Source organism: Streptomyces sp. NPDC088762, from assembly GCF_044750905.1.
In the GTDB taxonomy this organism is placed as follows: Bacteria; Actinomycetota; Actinomycetes; order Streptomycetales; family Streptomycetaceae; genus Streptomyces.
The window spans coordinates 167,586-184,618 of record NZ_JBIVKT010000014.1; the positions used below are offsets into that span (position 1 = coordinate 167,586).

Genomic DNA, 17,033 nt, shown 5'->3' on the forward strand with positions numbered 1-17,033 from the left:
GCCTCCTTCCGCTCCCCGGCTGCCGCCGGTCACTTCCGGGCCGCGTTGGCGAGGAGTTCGTTGGCCTCCTCCTCGGCCTTCTTCACCGCCGTACGGGCGTCCTGCTCGCCCTTGATGGCCTTCTGTACCTCGCGTACCACGGCGTCGCCGACCTGGTTGGTCCACTGGACGGGGGTGTTGGCGTCGAGTGCCGCCGTCTTCAGCTGCTCGGCGCCGATCGCGCGGGCGACGGTCTCCGCGTCCTTGCCGTCCCCCCTGTCCGCGAAGCGCGGGTCGGCCAGGCCCTGGGCGTTGGACGGGTAGATGGTGGCCTTCCTGGAGAACTCCACCTGGTTGGGGCCGTTGGTGACCCATCGGGCGAACTCGGCCGCCGCGTCGAGGTGCTCGGTGTCCTTCTTGATGCCGAGCGACTGGGCGTAGATGCCGATGTGGCCGAGCTTGCCGGTGACGGCGCCTGCCACCCGGGTGTTCGCGTAGACCTGCGGGGCGTTCTGCTTGATGTCCCTGACGAAGCCCGGGGAACCGGGCCCGAAGACGATCTTCCCGCCCCCGTAGAGCTGGTTGACGTCGTCCGCCTTGAGCAGGGATTCCCTGGGCATGGCGCCCTTGGCGTACAGGTCCTTCATCCGCTCCACCCAGGCGACGGCCTGGTCGGTGGCGAAGGTGAACCGGTCCTGCTTCCCGTTGAGGAGGGGGATGCCCATCTTCTGCCAGTCCCCGGGCAGTCTGCCCTTGGGGTCGGCCATGAAGGCGGAGTACCGGCCGCCGGACCTGGCGGCGATCTGCTCGGCGTAGTCGAAGAACTGCTCCACGCTGGTCGGCGGCTTGGCCGGGTCCAGGCCCGCCTTCTCGAAGAGCTCCTTGTTGTACGTGAGGATCTCCGGGGTCACGTACCAGGGGTACGCGTACACGCCGTCGCCCTTGCCGGGGAGCCGGAACTGCTCCCAGGCGCCGGGCACGTACTCCTTCGCCGCCTCGCCGTCGAGCTCCGCGACGTCGGCGAGCATGCCGCGGTCGCCGAGGAGCTGGAAGGAGTCGGTGGAGAGGTTGACCACGTCCGGGAGGGCTCCGGCCTGGGCGTCCGCGACGAGCTTCTCGTTGTAACCGTCGCCCGGTACGTCCTCCCACTTGACCTCGACCTCGGGGTACTTCGCCTCGAAGGCGTCGATCACGCCCTGCACGTAGGCCGTGAAGGCGGGTTTCAGCTGGAGGGTGCGGAAGGTGATCCGGCCCGCCACCCTGCCCGTCTTGCGGGCCTCCTCACCGTCCCCGGGCCCTCCGCTCAAGCCACAGGCGGCGGTCGACAGGAGGGCGCCGGCCACCAGCGTGGCAACCGCGGTACGGGGCAGGTTCGTCCGGGACATCGGTCGCCGCCTTCGCAGAAGTCCGGCCTCATTGCCGGGGGCGGTGCCCACGGTCGTCCGAAGGGAAGTCCTCGTCAATGAGGCGGAGGTCGCGGTGGCCGGGGGCGCACACATCCCGAATGGCGCGAGGCAGCTGCGAGCGTCCCGCGAGGCGGCCCGAACCCGCGCACCGACCTGCGCTGATGCGCATGAGGCCAAAGACGGTGGGACACGGTGTCGATGTGGTGAAGACCTGCCCCGCGTGAGGGAATTTGACTTCTTGTCGACGGTCCGGGAAGGCCCGCACTAATGCGCTTTAGCACCGCAGGCCGGTCCGCTTCGATGGGCCGTGCCTACTTCATGGGGTACTCGGCCTTCTCCGCCAGCTTTCCGTCTTTGAAGCAGAAGCGGAACACCGTCTCCTTGCCGTTCTTGGTGTCACCGCTGGAGACGTACCACGCGCAGGCACTGCCCTCGGGCTCGGCCGGGCCGCCTTCCTTGAGGACGTCCTTCACGAAGGTTTCCCCCGAGGGGAGCCTGCCGCGGACCTCGCCCTCCGCGTCGCCCGTCCGCACGGCTTCGTAGACCTTGGGGTCGACCAGGGTCTTGTCGGCCACGTCGAGGACCTTGCCCACGCCGAAGAGCAGGAGCACCAGCACCCCCACGCCCAGCACCAACGCCACCCCGCAGCCGATCAGACAACCCTTGCGCTGTGCCACGCCCGTTCCTCCGTGTCGCTCGTACCGGTCGCGTCCGGCGGCGATCGGCCGGACACTCCGAACGATCACAGAGGGCGGAGTACCGGTGCTGTCCTCCAAAGTCGCCGGCTGCCGCGACGAACGTCGTTCGAGGTCAGGCCCGGGGTGCGGCCAGGTCCCCGGGGTCCGTGTTCGCCCCGCACAGGACGACGGCGACCCGCGCGCCCAGCGGCTCCGGCGCGCCTCGCAGGAACGCCGACGCGGTGGCGGCCCCCGCCTCGACCACGATCCGGTGCTCCTCCCAGAGCGCGCGCCGGGCGGCGGTGATCGCCTCGTCGGAAACGAGCACGGAGCGCACGTTCGCCTGCTGCGCGGCGGCGAGCGCGTCGGCCGAGACCCGGGTGGCCCCGAGGGAGTCGGCGGCCACGGAGTCCACGGCGACGTCGACCGGGCGGCCCGCCGCCAGGGCGGCGTTCAGTGCCCGGCAGTTCTCCGGCTCGACCGCGATCACCCGTACGCCGTGCTCGCGGGCGGCGGTGGCGACCCCGGCGAACAGTCCGCCGCCACCGACCGCGACGACCACGGTGTCCAGCCCGGGCAGGGCGGCCCGGATCTCGTCGAGCAGGGTGCCGGCGCCCGCGGCGATGAGCGGGTGGTCGTAGGCGTGGCTGCTCAGGGCCCCGCTCGCGGCGGCGAACTCCTCGCAGGCGGCCAGCGCTTCGGCGTACCGGTCGCCGACGAGCCGTACCTCGGCCCCGTAGCCGCGCAACCGTTCCACCTTCACCCGCGGGGCGTTGGCGGGCAGGAAGACGGTGGCGGGCACGGACTGGGCGCGGGCCGCCCAGGCACAGGCCAGCCCGGCGTTGCCGCCGGAGGCGATGGTGACGCCGGCCGCGGGGAGGGTGCCGGCCGCGTGGTGGGCGGCGAGGAAGTTGCGGGCCCCCCGGGCCTTGAAGGAGCCGGTGTGCTGGAGGTGCTCCAGCGCGTACCAGACGCCCTCGGCCGCCGGGGCGACGGTGACGGGCCGCACGGCGCCCGCGATCCGGTCGGCCGCCGCGCGTACGGCGGCGTAGTCGAGCTGCTGTTCCATGAGCGGACTCCTCGTCAGGCGGTGGGCGGGGCCTGCCCGGCGGCGGGCCGGGCGGGGCCGCCGGGCCGGGCCGCCGCGATCAGCTGGCGCAGGGCGCCGTAGTACACCTCGTGGTCGGTGAGCGGCGGCAGCAGGTCGGCCGCCGCCCCGCCCGCGAGCACGGGGAACTCCTCCGGGTCCAGCGCGGCCAGGGCCGCCCGCGAGGCGGCGGTGGCGCCGTCCGGATCCCGGTGGTCCACGAAGGCCGCACTGCCGAGGGTGAGCAGGTACATGCGGCGGTAGGCGGTCATCGCCTCCGCGGCGGTCATCCCCGCGGCCACGCTGTCGGCCAGGGCGGGCTCGACGAGCCGGGCCAGCAGCTGCCGCCCGAGCCAGGGCCGGCCGCCGCGCAGCACCAGCAGCCCGGGGTGCGCGGTGAGCAGCCGGTACAGGGCGGTGAAGCGCTGCTCGGTCGCCCGCGCCCAGTCGGTGCCGGCGGGGACGTCGGGGAGCTGCGCGGCCAGGTGCTCGGTGCAGAGGTCCAGCAGGCCGGCGAGGTCGGTGCAGCGCCGCTGGACGGTGGCGTGGGAGACCTCGAGCCGTTCGGCGAGGGTGCGGAAGCTCAGCCGTCCGGGCCCCTCCTCGTCGAGGATGCGCAGGGCGGCGACGGCGATGGCCCCGGGGGTGGCGTTGTCCAGGGCGGCTGATCTCCTCGGCATGAGATACACCGTAACATACGGCGTACCGTACGCCGTATCACCGCTCTCGCGTGCGAGCGACTACGGCCATATTGCTGGTCATTGACGGATAACCGACGACGCACGTTGACAGCGGGTGGTCACCTGGCTGCACTGGGCTGGGCCGCCTCTTCCGGATCTTGCCGGGGCCCGCGGGATCCGGAGGGGACGACCCAGCTGCATGGGGCCCACGACCGCCCTCGACCGCGCCCCGACCGACTGCACCCCACGTCAAGGAGACTCCGTGCCGCTTCGCCTGCGCGCCTCGCTCCCCTGTCTGACCGCGGCCGCCCTGTTCGCCCTCGCGCTCCCCCCCACCCCCGCGGGCGCCGAGCCCACCGCGACCTCGGACACCCCGCTCGCACTGACCCCGCCCATGGGCTGGAACAACTGGGCGCACTACATGTGCGACATCAACGAGGCCAAGGTCGTCGCGAACGCCGACGCGCTCGTGTCCACCGGCCTCGCCGCCAAGGGCTACGACACGGTCACCGTCGACGACTGCTGGATGACCAGGAGCCGCGACGCACAGGGCGCCCTGGTCGTCGACACCGCGAAGTTCCCGCACGGCATGGCCTGGCTGGGCGAGTACCTGCACGCCAAGGGCCTGAAGTTCGGCATCTACGAGGACGCCGGCTCCCTCACCTGCGAGAAGTACCCCGGCAGCGGCGCTCCGGCGGGCGGCGGCGAGGACCACTACGAGCAGGACGCCCGGCAGTTCGCCTCCTGGAAGGTGGACTACGTCAAGATGGACGGCTGCAACCTGTGGGTGCCGGAGGGCAAGACGAAGGAGCAGGCCTACCGGGACGCCTACAACGCGGTGGCCGCGGCCCTGCGCGGCAGCGGCCGGGACATGGTGCTGTCGGCCTCCGCGCCCGCCTACTTCCAGCAGGGCGAGTGGGGCGGCTCCGACTGGCACAAGGTCCTCGGCTGGGTCGGCGAGACGGGCCAGCTGTGGCGCGAGGGCAAGGACATCAAGGTGTACCAGCCCACCGCGCCCACCACCTCGCGGTGGAGCTCGGTGATGGGCAACTACGGCTACAACCGCTGGCTCGGCCGGTACGCGGGCCCCGGCAACTGGAACGACCCCGACTTCCTGATCGCGGGCGCCCCCGGGCTCACCGCGGCGGAGAGCCGCAGCCAGGTCGCCCTCTGGGCCATGATGGCGGCCCCGTTCATCCTGTCCTCCGACGTCTCGAAGCTGACCCGGGAGGGACTCGCGGCCCTCGGCAACACCCGGATGATCGAGCTGGACCAGGACCCCATGGGCCGTCAGGGCGCGGTGGTCTCCTCGAACGCCACCTTCGAGATCCTGGTACGGCCGCTCGCGAACGGCGACCGCGCGGTGGCCGTGCTCAACCGCTCGGCCGGCGCCCGGGACATCGCTGTGCCGCTGGAGGAACTGGGGCTGCCGTCCTGTACGGCCGACGCACAGGACCTGTGGACCGGCGCCCGGCGGGAGGTGGCCGGCACGCTGACCGGGAAGGTGGCCGGGCACGACACCGGGGTCTGGCGGCTCACCCCGCGCGGCTGCGCGCGGGCCGTGCCGACCGGGCAGCTCGTGGGCGACGGAGTCCGCTGCGCCGACGGGGCGAACACCACCGGTGTCGGCGCGGTCGTGATGGCGGCGTGCACCGGGGCCCCCGACCAGCGGTGGGTCCTGGACCAGGACGCGCGGCTGCGGCTGGCCGGCGCATGCCTGTCGGCGGGCGAGGGCGGACTGGTGGAGCTGGCGGACTGCGCGTCGGGGCCGGCGGAGCAGCCCGGCCAGCGCTGGGCACCCCGGCGTGACGGCGCCCTGGTGGAGGAGGCGAGCGGGCGGTGCCTGACGGCCCCGGCCCGGGCCGCCACCCCCGACGCCCCGGCCGAGCGGCTCCACCTGGCTCCCTGTGGCGACCACCGGGTCGACCAGGCCTGGTCCCTGCCGGTCTGAGGGCGGGGACGGATGACGAACACCGTGCCGAAGTCCGCACCGGCCCCGGCCCCGGGCCCCCTCGGGACCGCGTCCCGCGCACGCGGGGCGGGGCCGGGGGCGCGGATGCGGGCCGCCGGGCTGGTCGCGCTGCCCGCCGCGCTGCTGACGGTGGTCTGCGCCTGGGCGGCGCCGCCCGCCGCACCCGCACCGCGCGCCGGGTCGACCGCGCAGGGCGCCGGGTGGCGTACGGAGGGTGCCTGGTCGCCCGCACCGCGCGCCGGGTCACCCGCGCAGGGCGCCGCGCGGCAGGCCGACGCCGCGCCCGGCCCCGCTGCCGGCGGGCGGGCCGCCGCCCCGCGGCCCGGAACCTTCGACGCCGCGCCGGCGCGCGCCGCGCTGGAGCGGCTGCTGCCTCGCCACGCCCGGCAGTTCACGCTCGTGCCCGACGCGGCGGCCGCCGCCGACACCTTCACGGTGTCCGGAACGCCGGGCGCCATCACCGTGCGCGGCAGCACGGGGGCCACCCTGCTCACGGGAGTCGGCTGGTACCTCCAGCACGTCGCCGGGGTGGACGTCGGCTGGCCGGGTGACAGCACAGGCATGCTGCCCGCGCGGCTGCCGGGCGTCCCCGCGCCCGTCACCCGCAGCGCGCTCGTGCCCCACCGGTACGCGTTGAACGACACGGACGACGGTTACTCGGGCCCGTACCGCACGTTCGAGGAACACCAGCGGCAGATCGACCTGCTCGCCCTGCACGGCATCAACGAGGTGTTCGTGCAGGTCGGCGCGGAGTACCCGTACTACCGGGCGCTCCAAGACTTCGGCTACTCCGCCGAGGAGCTGCGCGCGTGGATCCCCGGTCCCGGCCACCAGAGCTGGTGGCTGCTGCAGAACCTGAGCGGCTTCGGCGGCCCGGTCTCCGAGCGGCTGCTGCGGGAGCGCGCCGAGCTGGGCGGGCGGATCGCCGAACAGCTGCGCGGGCTCGGCATGACCCCGGTGCTTCCGGGCTTCTTCGGCACCGTGCCGCCCGGGTTCGCCGCGCGCAATCCGGGGGCCGTCACGGTGCCGCAGGGCGACTGGGCGGGCTTCGCGCGCCCGGACTGGCTGGACCCGGCCTCGCCGGTGTTCGGAAAGCTGGCCACGGCCTACTACGCCGAGCAGCGCGCGGTGTTCGGGGACAGCACGATGTACCGGATGAGTCCGCTGCACGAGGGCGGCCGGACCGGCTCCGTCGACGTCGGCGCGGCGGCCGGCGCCATCCAGGCCGCCCTGGACGCCGCGCACCCGGGCGCGCTGTGGGCGGTGCTGGGCTGGCAGGACGACCCGAGCGCGGAGCTCCTCGCCGGGGTGGACACGCGCCGGCTGCTGATCCTGGACGGGCTCTCCGACCGCTACAACCGGCTGGACCGCGAGGCCCGCTGGGGCGGGGCACCGTACGCGATGGGCACGATCCACAACTTCGGCGGGCACACCACCATCGGCGCCAACACCTCCGTCTGGCTGGAGCGGTTCGGCCCGTGGCGGACCAAGAGCAACAGCGCCCTGGCCGGCATCGCCTACCTCCCGGAGGGCACCGGGACCAACCCGGCCGCCTTCGACCTGTTCACCGACCTGGCCTGGGATCCGGGCCCGGTCGACCATCGCCGCTGGTTCGCCGACTTCGCGGCGCGCCGCTACGGCCGCCCCGATCCAGGGGCCGCCGCGGCGTGGGAGGAGCTGCGCAAGGGGCCGTACAGCACGTCCTCGGGGCTGTGGTCGGAGTCGCAGGACAGCCTCTTCACGGCCCGGCCTAGCCTGACGGCGGCGGGGGCGGCCTACTGGAGCCCCAAGTCGATGCGCTACCAGGCCGGTTCCGTACGGCGGGCCCTGGACCACCTGCTGAAGGTGGATCCGGCCCTGCGCGCCTCCAGCGCCTACCGCTTCGACCTGGTGGACACCGCCCGGCAGGCCCTCGCCAACCATTCACGGGTTCTGCTGCCCAGGATCAAGGCGGCCTACGAGGCCAAGGACCTGACGCTCCTGCGGCAGCTGACCGCCGAATGGGCCGACGCGGAACGCCGGTTGGACGCGGTCACCGGCTCCGACCCGAACTTCCTCCTCGGCCGCTGGCTCGACCGGGCCCGCTCCTCGGGCACCGACCGGGCCGAACAGGACCGGTACGAGTACGACGCCCGCTCGATCGTCAGCGTGTGGGGACCGCGCGGCACCAGCGAGGGCGGATTCCTGCACGACTACGCGAACCGCGAATGGAGCGGCCTGATCTCGGAGTTGTACGCACACCGGTGGCGGCTGTACTTCGACTCCCTGGAGGAGGCGCTGGTCCGGCGGACCGCGCCGCGGGAGATCGACTGGCATGCCGTGGAGGAGGAGTGGGCCCGGCTGACCACCCGGCATCCGGTCCGGCCGAGCGGGGACCCGTACGAGCTGGCGGCCGGGATCGCGGCGGTCCTGCCTCCCGGCCCCTAGGGCCTGTCGTCAAACTCCCGTCTGCCCCGCGACGCCTGGCACGCGCTCTCGCCGCACCGGGCGGAAGCCCGAGTACGGCCAGTACGAGGCCTGCCCCCCGGCACGCCGAGAGCACGCACCAGACGCCGCGGGGCCGCCCTCCGGGCGACGACGGGAGTGTGACGACAGGCCCTGGGCGGCCTCCGGCTGACACCCCTACACCTGCCCCGGTGGTGACGATCACCTCATCCGGTGATCGTCACCCTCCCGTGGGATTCTCGGCACTCGTGCGAGGGAGAAGGCGCCCCGCGGTTCGCCGCTCGGGAGCGGCACTCGGTTCACTGACCCGGAAACGATCAGGGGCGGCCACCGGAGCGATCCGGGGACCGCCCCTTCCGATGCCGCGACGGCACGACGTGAGCCAGGAGTACACCGAAGCATGTCCCAGACCGAACACGAGCAGCGCGCACAGGAGCAGCGGGAGCAGGAGCGGCCCGGGCGGGAACGGCCCGCGGGCACCGCGCCCCTGGAACTGTTCACGCTGATCGCCGCAGGAGTGGCCGACCTGGCCCTGGACCAGCTGCGGCAGACCGCTGACCACGCGCACCACCTGATGCGCCGCTCCGACCTGCGGGAACTGTTCACCGACGGGGTGGTGGAGCTGCGCAAGCGGGGAGAACTGGCCACCCGCCGGGCGGGAGTGGGCAACGAGAACTACCTGGAGACCATGGCCCGGCGGGCCGCGGAGCGCATCGCCGCCGAGGGCCGCCCCTGTGCATGACCACACCGGCTTCAAGGAACGCATCGACGAGGTGCTGGTCCGGCTGGCCGACGAGGAGGAGCAGGCCCTCCTCGGCCTGAACGCCGAACTCTCCCCGCTCTCGGAACAATTGCGGCGGTCTCTGGCGCGCGGCAAGCGGATCCGGGCGGCCTTCCTGTACTGGGGGTGGCGGGCGGCGGGCCAGCCCGACTGCGAGGGCGTGATCCGGGCCGCCGCCGCGATGGAGCTCGTCCACGCGGCGGCCTGCACCCACGACGACATCATCGACGGCAGCCGGATGCGGCACGGGCAGCTCACCGCGCACGCGGCGTTCGCCGCGGCCGGGCAGCGTCCCACCGCGCTCGCGATGATCCTCGGCGATCTGCTGATGGGGTACGCCGGGCACGTGTTCACCTCGTGCGGGCTGCCCGGGGCCTACCTCGCCCGGACGGTCCCCCTCTGGTCCACGCTGCTGCGCGAGACGATGGCGGGCGAGTTCCTGGAGGTGCTGCGCACCGGCACGCGAACCCCTCTGGAGCACCGTACGGCGGATCCGGGCGCGGCGGCGCCGAAGGTGGCGGAATCCCTGGAGGTCGCGCGCTACAAGACGGCCAAGTACACCGTGGAGCGGCCGCTGCACCTCGGCGCCACCCTCGGCGGCGGCTCCCCCGCCCTGCTGGACGCCTTCTCCGCCTACGGTCTCCCGCTCGGCGAGGCCTTCCAGCTGCGCGACGACCTGCTGGGCACCTTCGGCGACCCGGCCCGTACCGGAAAGTCGAACCTGGACGACCTCCGGGACGCCAAGCCGACCGCGCTGCTCGCCCTGACCGTGGCGGCGGCCGGCGCGGACGACCGCCGCCTGCTCGCGAAGCTCGTCGGCAACCCCGACCTCGGCCCGGAAGAGGCCGCCTCGGTACGGGAACTGATGGAGCGCCACGGAGCCCGGCAGCAGGTCGAGGACATGATCCGGGAGCGCATCGGGCGGGCCACCGGCGCGCTGGACGCCGTACCCATGCCCGCGGAGGCGCGGTCGGCGCTGCGCGAGCTGGCCGCAACGGCCGCCGAGCGGTCCCGGTAGCAGCCGGCCGCGGCCGCCGCCCCGCCGCCGGCGGCCGGTACCCCACCCGTCTAAAGACCCCAAGGACGACCGAAGTGAACACCACCGACACCACCACGGCCAACGCCGCCCCGGCGCGCACCCGTTACGACGACGCCACACTCGACGCCCTGCGCACCCAGGGGGATCCGCTCGCCGACGAGACCGTCGCCGAGATGTTCCACCGCAAGGAGGTGGGCGACCTCAACACCCTGATGCGGTTCTTCACCACCGTGGGGGACACGCTCCCGGAACAGCTCCCGGCCTCGGCGCGCGCCTATTTCGAGGCGACGGCCATGCCGCCCGGCTGGGTGGACTGGGACGTCATGGAGCAGGCCCGGCTGTTCTTCATGGACAACGCCGCCCACATCAACACCGGACTGTCCTTCGCGGCGATGCCCGCCACCTACGCCATTCCCCGGCTCTCCCGGCTGCTCTCCTCGACGCACTCCCTCGCGTACCCCTCGCGGCGGATGGCCAACACCGGCCAGTTCGTCACCTACCTCATGCAGACCAACTCCTTCGCGGAGGGCAGCAAGTTCATCCCGGCCGCGCAGAAGGTGCGGCTGCTGCACGCGGCGGTCCGCCACCACCTGCGCCACGGCGGCCACTGGGACGTCGAGAAGGACGGACTGCCCATCTGCCAGGAGGACATGATCGGGGGGCAGGTCTGCTTCTCGCTGCTGGTGCTGGACGCCATGCACCAGCTCGGCATCCACATGAGCGAGGACGGCGCGGAGGCCTACTTCTACGCCTGGCGGGTCGTGGGCGCCATGCTGGGCTGCGACATGTCGGCGGTGCCCGAGACGCTCGCCGAGGCCCGCGACTACTGCGATCTCTACCTCCTGCGCAACCTCGGCCCCTCGCCCGAGGGCGTACGGCTCAACGCGCAGCTGATGCGGATGTACGAGGACGTGGTCCCGGGCACCTTCTTCGACCCGATGGTGCCCGCGACGGTCCGCTTCCTCGTCGGGGACACCATCGGTGACTGGCTGGAGATCCCGCGCACGGCCTGGGACACGGCGGCGAAGGCGGTGCCCGTGTTCCTCGGGCTGCTGGAGACGATCGAGGACAGCAGTCCGTACGCGGAGTGGGCGCTCGACAAGGCCGGCTCGCTGCTCTCCGGCCTCGAACTGTCCGCGCTGACCCGGGGCCGGGTGATGCACCACGCCATCCCGGCGGAGCTGAAGGACGAGTACGGGGTGAAGGCGCCGCGCACCGGACGCTGGGTGCCGCCGGCGCCCGTGCACTGACCGGGGTGCCCTTGCACTGACCGGCGGCGCCCTTGCCTCGACCGCCCGCGCCGGGCCGGACCCGGGCCGGACCCGGGCGGTCGAGGCACACTGGCCGTGTGAAGGCAGATCCCGGGCGCCCCGGACGGCGGCAGCGCCTGTTCGGCGCCGCGAGTGGCGTGATCGCCGCGGTCGCGGGGCTGGGCTTCGCGGAACTCGCCGCGGCCGCCGTCCGGCCGGAGGCGTCCCCGCTCACGGCGGTCGGCGGAGCCGTGGTGGACCGTACGCCCGCGGCCGTCAAGGAATGGGCCATCCGGCAGTTCGGCACCGCCGACAAGCTGGTGCTCACCCTCGGCATCCTCGCGATCCTGGCCGCCGTGGCCATCGGTGCCGGGGTGCTGGCCCTGCGCCGGCTCCCCGCCGGCATGGCCGTCGCCGGCGGTTTCGGCGTGCTCGGCGCGGCGGCCGCGCTCAGCCGGCCCGAGGCGACGTGGCGGGACGCCCTGCCCTCCGCGGTGGGCGGTGCGGCCGCCGCCGGAGTGCTGTACCTGCTGGTCAGGGCGTTGCGGCGGCCGCGCCCGGCCGGGGCTCCGGCCGGCGGCGCCTGGGCGATGGACCGCCGCGGCTTCGGCCGCCTCGTCGCCGCCACCCTGGCGGTCTCGGCCGGGGCCGGGCTCGCCGGACGCCGTCTCGGGGCCTACAGCTCGGCCGGCGCCACCGCCTCCCGGGCCGGTTTCCGCCTGCCCCCGCCCGCGGTGCCGGCGCCGCCCGTACCCGCCGGCGCGGACCTGCGTGTCCCCGGGGTCTCCCCCTTCCTCACCCCGAACCGGGACTTCTACCGGGTGGACACCGCCCTCGTCGTGCCCCGCGTGGACGCCGACACGTGGCGGCTGCGCATCCACGGGGAGGGAGTCGCCGAGCCCCTGACCCTCGATCTGCGGGAGCTGCTCGCCCGCCCGCTCGTCGAACACGACATCACCCTGTGCTGCGTGTCCAACGAGGTCGGGGGCCCGTACGCGGGCAACGCCCGCTGGCTCGGCGTACGACTCGGGGACCTGCTCCGCGAGGCCGGCGTACGGCCTCCGTCGCAGGGCGGTCCGGCCGACCAGCTGGTGGCCCGTTCGGTGGACGGCATGACCCTGGGCACGCCCGTCGAAACCGTGATGGACGGCCGGGACGCACTGCTGGCGGTCGGGATGAACGGCGAGCCGCTGCCCTTCGCGCACGGCTTCCCCGTCCGGATGGTCGTACCGGGCCTGTACGGATACGTGTCCGCCTGCAAGTGGCTGCGCGAGCTGCGGCTGACCACCTTCGCCGCCTACGACGCGTACTGGGTGCGCCGGTCCTGGGCCGCCCGGGGCCCGGTCAAGACGCAGTCGCGGATCGACACCCCCCGGGCGAGCGCCGTGCTGGTGCCGGGCCGGGTGCCGGTCGCCGGTGTGGCGTGGGCGCAGCACCGGGGGATCGCCCGGGTGGAGGTACGGGTCGACGGCGGTCCGTGGCACGAGGCGCGGCTCGGGGACGCGGACGGCGCCGACACCTGGCGGCAGTGGGTGTGGCCGTGGGAGGCGACGGCGGGCCGGCACACCCTGGAGGTCCGGGCCACGGACGGCACGGGCGCCGTGCAGACGGGGGAACGCACCGGCACCCTGCCCGACGGCGCGACCGGTTGGCACGTGGTGACCGTGCGGGTCGGGTCGGGCCCTTGAGGATGCCGCGGGCGGATTGACGCCTGGGTTCCGCGCCGTTACTCCCGTACCAGGCGGACGGGCAGCGACTGCACGTTGTTGCTGATGAAACTGCGCTGGTGCGGGATCTCCGGCTCGGGAACGGCGAGGTCCAGGTCCGGGTAGCGGGCGAAGAGGCGCTCCAGGGCGATGGTGGCCTCCAGCCGGGCGAGCGGGGCGCCCATGCAGTAGTGCGCGCCGTGACCGAAGGAGAGGCTGCGGGCGGCCGTGGGGCGGGTGACGTCGAAGCGGTCGGCGTCCGGGCCGTGGAAAGCCCGGTCGCGGCCGGCCGCGCTGTAGCCGGCGAGCACCGGGGTGCCCCGCGGGATCACCGTCCCGTCGACGTCCAGGTCGCGGGTCGGGTAGCGGAACGGGAACCAGCTGACCGGCGAGTCCCAGCGCAGGGTCTCGTCCACCACGTCCGACCAGGTCGCCTTGCCCTCCAGGACCAGGGCCAGCTGATCGCGGTGGGTGCACAGGGCGCGGACCGCGTTGGTGATGAGGTTGAGGGTGGTCTCGTGGCCCGCGACCAGCATCAGCCGCATGGTGCCGATGAGTTCCGCCTCGCTGAGCCGGTCGCCGTCGCCCTCGCGGGCGGCGATCAGGGCGCTGGTGAGGTCGTCCCCGGGGGTCTCCCGGCGGGCGGCCGCGATGACGCCGATGAGGCCGACCAGCTCCTGCAGGGCTGCCATCTTCTCGGCCGGGGTGACGTCGGTCGCGATGATCACCGTGTTGGTCAGCCGGTGCAGCCGCTCCCGGTGTTCGGGATCCACGCCGAGCAGCTCGCAGATGACGCTCATCGGCAGGGGGAGGGCGAAGTGCGCGTGCAGGTCGGCGACCCCGCCGGGGGCTTCGGCGGCCGCCCGCCCGAGGTCGTCGAGAAGTGCGGCGGCCAGCTCTTCCACGCGCGGGCGCAGCCGCTCGACCTGGCGGGCCGTGAAGGCCTTGCCGACCAGGGAGCGGAGCCGGCGGTGGTCGGCGTCGTCGGAGGTGTGCATGCCCTGGGCGTTGGCGAAGACCCGCAGCGGCCAGTCGGGAGGGATGGTGCCGTCGTGCAGCGCCGGGAAGTGCCGGGCGTCCTTGGCCACGTCGGGGTGGGCGAGGAACTCCTTCAGCGCGTCGTGTCCCAGCACGACCGCACCGGGCACCCCGCCGGGGAGTACGACCTCGGCCACGGCGCCCCGGGCGCGCAGCCGGGCGTTCAGCGCGTGCGGGCAGCCGCCCGCCGGGTCGATGACGTGCGGGACGGGTGGGGTGGGGGACGACAAGCCGGATCTCCTGACCTGGTGAACGAAACTCGGTCAACAGTGCGGCCTGGGGGGCGGGTTGTACAAGTCCGCCCCCTGGCCGTCTCAGAACCAGTTGACGGTCAGCGCGAAGGAGGTGCCGGCGGTGGCTCCGGCCGCGTCGGTCGCGGTGGCGGTGACCTGGACCGTTCCGCTGCTCCAGGGCTTGCCGCCGATGCGTCCGGAGGCGGCGTCGAGGGACAGGCCCCAGGGCAGGCCGGAGACGGCGTACCGGACGGGCTGCTTGCCGCCGGTGGCGGTGAGCTGGATGGTGCAGGACTGGTTGAACTTGCACGTCTGGGGGCCGGGGTTGGTGAGGCTCAGGCCACCGGGAGTGGGGGTCGGAGTGGGAGTCGGGGTGGGTGTGGGCGTAGGCGTGGGGGTGGGCGTAGGCGTGGGCGTGGGCGTCGGGGTCGCGCCGCAACCCGGCGTGGCCTCCGGCGGCAGCGGCACCCGCCAGATCTGGGTGTCGTTCTCCGACCCGACGAGCAGGTTCGCGCAGTCGGCGTACGTCACCGTCTCGCCCTGCGACTGGGCGGGCAGGGCCACGTCCGCGAGCTTGGTCCCCGCCGTGTCGTAGACGGAGGCCGTGTTGGCGCCCAACGGTCCGCCGCTGCGCAGCGTGTACGAGGCTCCCGTCGGCGAGAAGGCCCCGTCGGTGGCGAACACCGGGCCGGAGCCGATCGCCGTGAGGGTGTTGACCTGTCCGGTCACCGGCGGCAGCGGGGCCTGGTAGAGCCGGCCCGCGGCTCCGATGACCTTGCTCGCGATGAAGAGCCGTCCGGTGACGGGGTCGGCGAGGAGGGACTCCGCGTCGTGCTTGCCGTCCGCGTAGGCGAAACGGTACGTCGTCGGCGTGACCGTGGCGTTGGCGAGCTGCGCGGGCTCGGCGAAGCTGTGGACGGTGATCTCGGCACGGCTGCCGAAGTTGTCCCCGATGTCGCCGACGAGGATCACCGGGCCGCCCGCGGCGTCCTTGCCGATCGCCAGGCCCTCCCAGTCGGTGTTACCGGCCCCGGAGACGGTGAGGGTGGCCTTGAGGACGCCGGTGGTGCCGGTGCAGTCGATCGCGAAGACCTGGTTGGTGTTCCCGCTGTCGTTGACGGCGTAGAAGACGCCCGGGTGCTTGCGGCTCATGGCGAGCCCGCTGAGCTCGGCCAGGCCGCCGGGCAGGGTGCACTTCTTCTCGGGCGCCAGGGCGGCGGCGGCCGCGGGACCGGCCGGGACGGGGGCGGCCGGGGAGGCGGTGGCGCTGGCCATCCAGGCCACCGCCGGCAGGATCGTGGCGAGGACCGCGGTCGCGAGGGCGGCGGCGGCCCGTGGTGCTGTCAGGAGTCGGGACATGCGGACCATGTGAGGCGGCAACGGCCGAGGACGCCAGACTCAACCCCGCCCCGTTCGAGCATCGTTCAATGCCGTCCCGGCATGCCTCCCGCCGGGCGCCCTCCCGGACCCGGCTCAGCGCACCGGCTCCCGTACCGGCGCCTTGCGCCCCACGTCCGCGATGAAGGCGCGGGCCGCGCGGCTCAGCGGCCGGCGGGCGTGCGCGATGCCCACGGGACGCAGCAGGGGAGGGGTGAAGGAGCGGATCTCCGCCCTGCTGCCGAACGCCCTCAACACCACGTCCCGGTACCAGATGAGGGAGCCGCGGCCGTCGGTCACCCCGGTCACCCAGGCGAGGCGCTCGTCGACCTCCAGGGAGGGCACGGGGCGGACCCCGAGACAGCTGAACATGGCTTCCATCTCGGTGCGCCGGCCGGTGCCCGGCGTGGGCAGCACCATCGGCAGCCCGTCGAGCATGCGCAGCGGCAGGGGGTTGGGCAGCCGGGAGCCGATCGGCGAGATCAGCACCACCTCGCGTTCCTGGATGTGGTGGGTGGTGAGTTCCTTGTCGACCGGCAGGTCGACGAGGGCCAGTTCCGCGTGCCCCTGGTTCAGTTCCTGGACGACCGCCTCCCTGCTGTCGTGCTGGTGGAGGCGGACGTCCACGCCGGGATGGCGTTCGGTGAAGGCGGCGACGAGGTCGGTGGCCAGGTCGAGGGCGAGGGTGGGCGTGGTGACGACGGAGAGGGAGCCCCGGGTGTCCTTGCCGTGCGGGGTCCCGATGTCGTCGATGGCCTCGACCGCGTTGAGCACGGTACGGGCCAGCCGGACGACCCGGGCCCCCTCCGGTGTGAGGTCCACCCCCCTTCCCCGGCGGGCGAGGAGTTCGACGCCCAAGTCGCGTTCCATGGCCTGTACGGCCCGGGACAGGGCGGACTGGGCGACGAAGACCGAGGCGGCGGCGCCGGTGATGGACCGGCAGTCGGCGACGGCGACGAGGTAGCGGAGTTGCGCGAGTGTGGGGGTCATGACCGGACGGTAACCGCGGGAGGGTGGACCCGTAAGGGCCACAGGGTGAACAACTGCCCGCCCCTCGGAGCGGTGTTCATGCCGGGTCGGCGGCAAGACATGCCGGTGCGGCATGAGCCAGGGGGATGTCGTACGCCGGCCCGCGCATCGGGGCGGCCCGCCCGGGTGGGAATCGCCGCAGGCCACCGGCGCGGCAGGGGCGCGATGCCGGTCCGCCCGGGGCGGGTTCCGCGTGCTCCGCGGGTCCCGATGAGGCGAAGCATCGTATTCCGTATGGCTGTTGACAGTGCACGGCGCCCCCCGCACGATGCATCGCGGCGTCCGGGCATGTGATCGTTGTTCAAGGTTCAAGCTCGCCCCCACCGATCGGCCG

At 73.7% G+C, this 17,033-nt stretch carries 13 protein-coding genes; 6 read left to right on the plus strand and 7 right to left on the minus strand.

Annotation, left to right across the window (positions count from 1 at the left end):
- Positions 1–29: 29 nt before the first annotated feature.
- The 4 genes from ACIP5M_RS27530 to ACIP5M_RS27545 form a co-directional block, all read right to left on the minus strand.
- Positions 30–1,364, minus strand: coding sequence for an ABC transporter substrate-binding protein (locus ACIP5M_RS27530; RefSeq protein ID WP_401201707.1), 1,335 nt, complete (start codon positions 1,362–1,364; stop codon positions 30–32).
- 332 nt (positions 1,365–1,696) lie between these two features.
- Positions 1,697–2,062 carry a hypothetical protein gene (locus ACIP5M_RS27535; protein ID WP_401201709.1) on the minus strand — a complete coding sequence of 122 codons (366 nt, stop codon included), beginning with the start codon at positions 2,060–2,062 and terminating at the stop codon, positions 1,697–1,699.
- A 133-nt stretch (positions 2,063–2,195) separates the two neighbouring features.
- Positions 2,196–3,131: a serine/threonine dehydratase gene (locus tag ACIP5M_RS27540; protein WP_401201710.1), complete on the minus strand. Its 936-nt coding sequence runs from the start codon at positions 3,129–3,131 to the stop codon at positions 2,196–2,198.
- A gap of 14 nt (positions 3,132–3,145) precedes the next feature.
- Positions 3,146–3,829 carry a TetR/AcrR family transcriptional regulator gene (locus ACIP5M_RS27545; protein ID WP_401201711.1) on the minus strand — a complete coding sequence of 228 codons (684 nt, stop codon included), beginning with the start codon at positions 3,827–3,829 and terminating at the stop codon, positions 3,146–3,148.
- Positions 3,830–4,091: 262 nt separating this feature from the next.
- On the opposite strand from ACIP5M_RS27545, the gene ACIP5M_RS27550 reads away from it, so the two are divergent.
- The 6 genes from ACIP5M_RS27550 (at position 4,092) to ACIP5M_RS27575 (ending at position 13,004) form a co-directional block, all read left to right on the plus strand.
- Entirely contained in the window at positions 4,092–5,780 is a 1,689-nt protein-coding gene (locus tag ACIP5M_RS27550) for a ricin-type beta-trefoil lectin domain protein (protein WP_401201712.1), read from the plus strand.
- Between the two features lie 12 nt (positions 5,781–5,792).
- The gene (locus tag ACIP5M_RS27555; protein ID WP_401201713.1) at positions 5,793–8,228 is read left to right on the plus strand and encodes an alpha-N-acetylglucosaminidase; all 2,436 of its coding nucleotides are present in this window, start codon (positions 5,793–5,795) and stop codon (positions 8,226–8,228) included.
- 418 nt (positions 8,229–8,646) lie between these two features.
- Entirely contained in the window at positions 8,647–8,988 is a 342-nt protein-coding gene (locus tag ACIP5M_RS27560) for a hypothetical protein (RefSeq protein WP_401201715.1), read from the plus strand.
- Positions 8,981–10,045: a polyprenyl synthetase family protein gene (locus tag ACIP5M_RS27565; protein ID WP_401201717.1), complete on the plus strand. Its 1,065-nt coding sequence runs from the start codon at positions 8,981–8,983 to the stop codon at positions 10,043–10,045. Before ACIP5M_RS27560 ends, ACIP5M_RS27565 begins: the two co-directional genes overlap by 8 nt.
- 74 nt (positions 10,046–10,119) lie before the next feature.
- Positions 10,120–11,316, plus strand: a complete 1,197-nt coding sequence (locus ACIP5M_RS27570; RefSeq protein WP_401201719.1) for an oxygenase MpaB family protein — start codon at positions 10,120–10,122, stop codon at positions 11,314–11,316.
- Positions 11,317–11,414: 98 nt separating this feature from the next.
- On the plus strand, positions 11,415–13,004 hold the full coding sequence (locus ACIP5M_RS27575) for a molybdopterin-dependent oxidoreductase (protein ID WP_401201720.1): 1,590 nt from the start codon (positions 11,415–11,417) through the stop codon (positions 13,002–13,004).
- Between the two features lie 38 nt (positions 13,005–13,042).
- On the opposite strand, the gene ACIP5M_RS27580 is transcribed toward ACIP5M_RS27575, so the two are convergent.
- The 3 genes from ACIP5M_RS27580 to ACIP5M_RS27590 all read right to left on the minus strand — a co-directional run bounded on the left by ACIP5M_RS27580 (position 13,043) and on the right by ACIP5M_RS27590 (position 16,660).
- Positions 13,043–14,290: a cytochrome P450 gene (locus ACIP5M_RS27580; protein WP_401201721.1), complete on the minus strand. Its 1,248-nt coding sequence runs from the start codon at positions 14,288–14,290 to the stop codon at positions 13,043–13,045.
- A gap of 84 nt (positions 14,291–14,374) precedes the next feature.
- Entirely contained in the window at positions 14,375–15,652 is a 1,278-nt protein-coding gene (locus ACIP5M_RS27585; protein ID WP_401201723.1) for a putative Ig domain-containing protein, read from the minus strand.
- A gap of 114 nt (positions 15,653–15,766) precedes the next feature.
- On the minus strand, positions 15,767–16,660 hold the full coding sequence (locus ACIP5M_RS27590) for a LysR family transcriptional regulator (RefSeq protein ID WP_401201724.1): 894 nt from the start codon (positions 16,658–16,660) through the stop codon (positions 15,767–15,769).
- Positions 16,661–17,033 lie beyond the last annotated feature (373 nt).

Excerpts from the sequence above, each read along its gene's own strand:
- ACIP5M_RS27545 (WP_401201711.1), bottom strand. The coding sequence starts at position 3,829 with ATGCCGAGGAGATCAGCCGCCCTGGACAACGCCACCCCCGGGGCCATC.
- ACIP5M_RS27555 (WP_401201713.1), top strand. The coding sequence starts at position 5,793 with ATGACGAACACCGTGCCGAAGTCCGCACCGGCCCCGGCCCCGGGCCCC.
- ACIP5M_RS27530 (WP_401201707.1), bottom strand. The coding sequence starts at position 1,364 with ATGTCCCGGACGAACCTGCCCCGTACCGCGGTTGCCACGCTGGTGGCC.
- ACIP5M_RS27590 (WP_401201724.1), bottom strand. The coding sequence starts at position 16,660 with ATGACCCCCACACTCGCGCAACTCCGCTACCTCGTCGCCGTCGCCGAC.
- ACIP5M_RS27560 (WP_401201715.1), top strand. The coding sequence starts at position 8,647 with ATGTCCCAGACCGAACACGAGCAGCGCGCACAGGAGCAGCGGGAGCAG.
- ACIP5M_RS27585 (WP_401201723.1), bottom strand. The coding sequence starts at position 15,652 with ATGTCCCGACTCCTGACAGCACCACGGGCCGCCGCCGCCCTCGCGACC.
- ACIP5M_RS27540 (WP_401201710.1), bottom strand. The coding sequence starts at position 3,131 with ATGGAACAGCAGCTCGACTACGCCGCCGTACGCGCGGCGGCCGACCGG.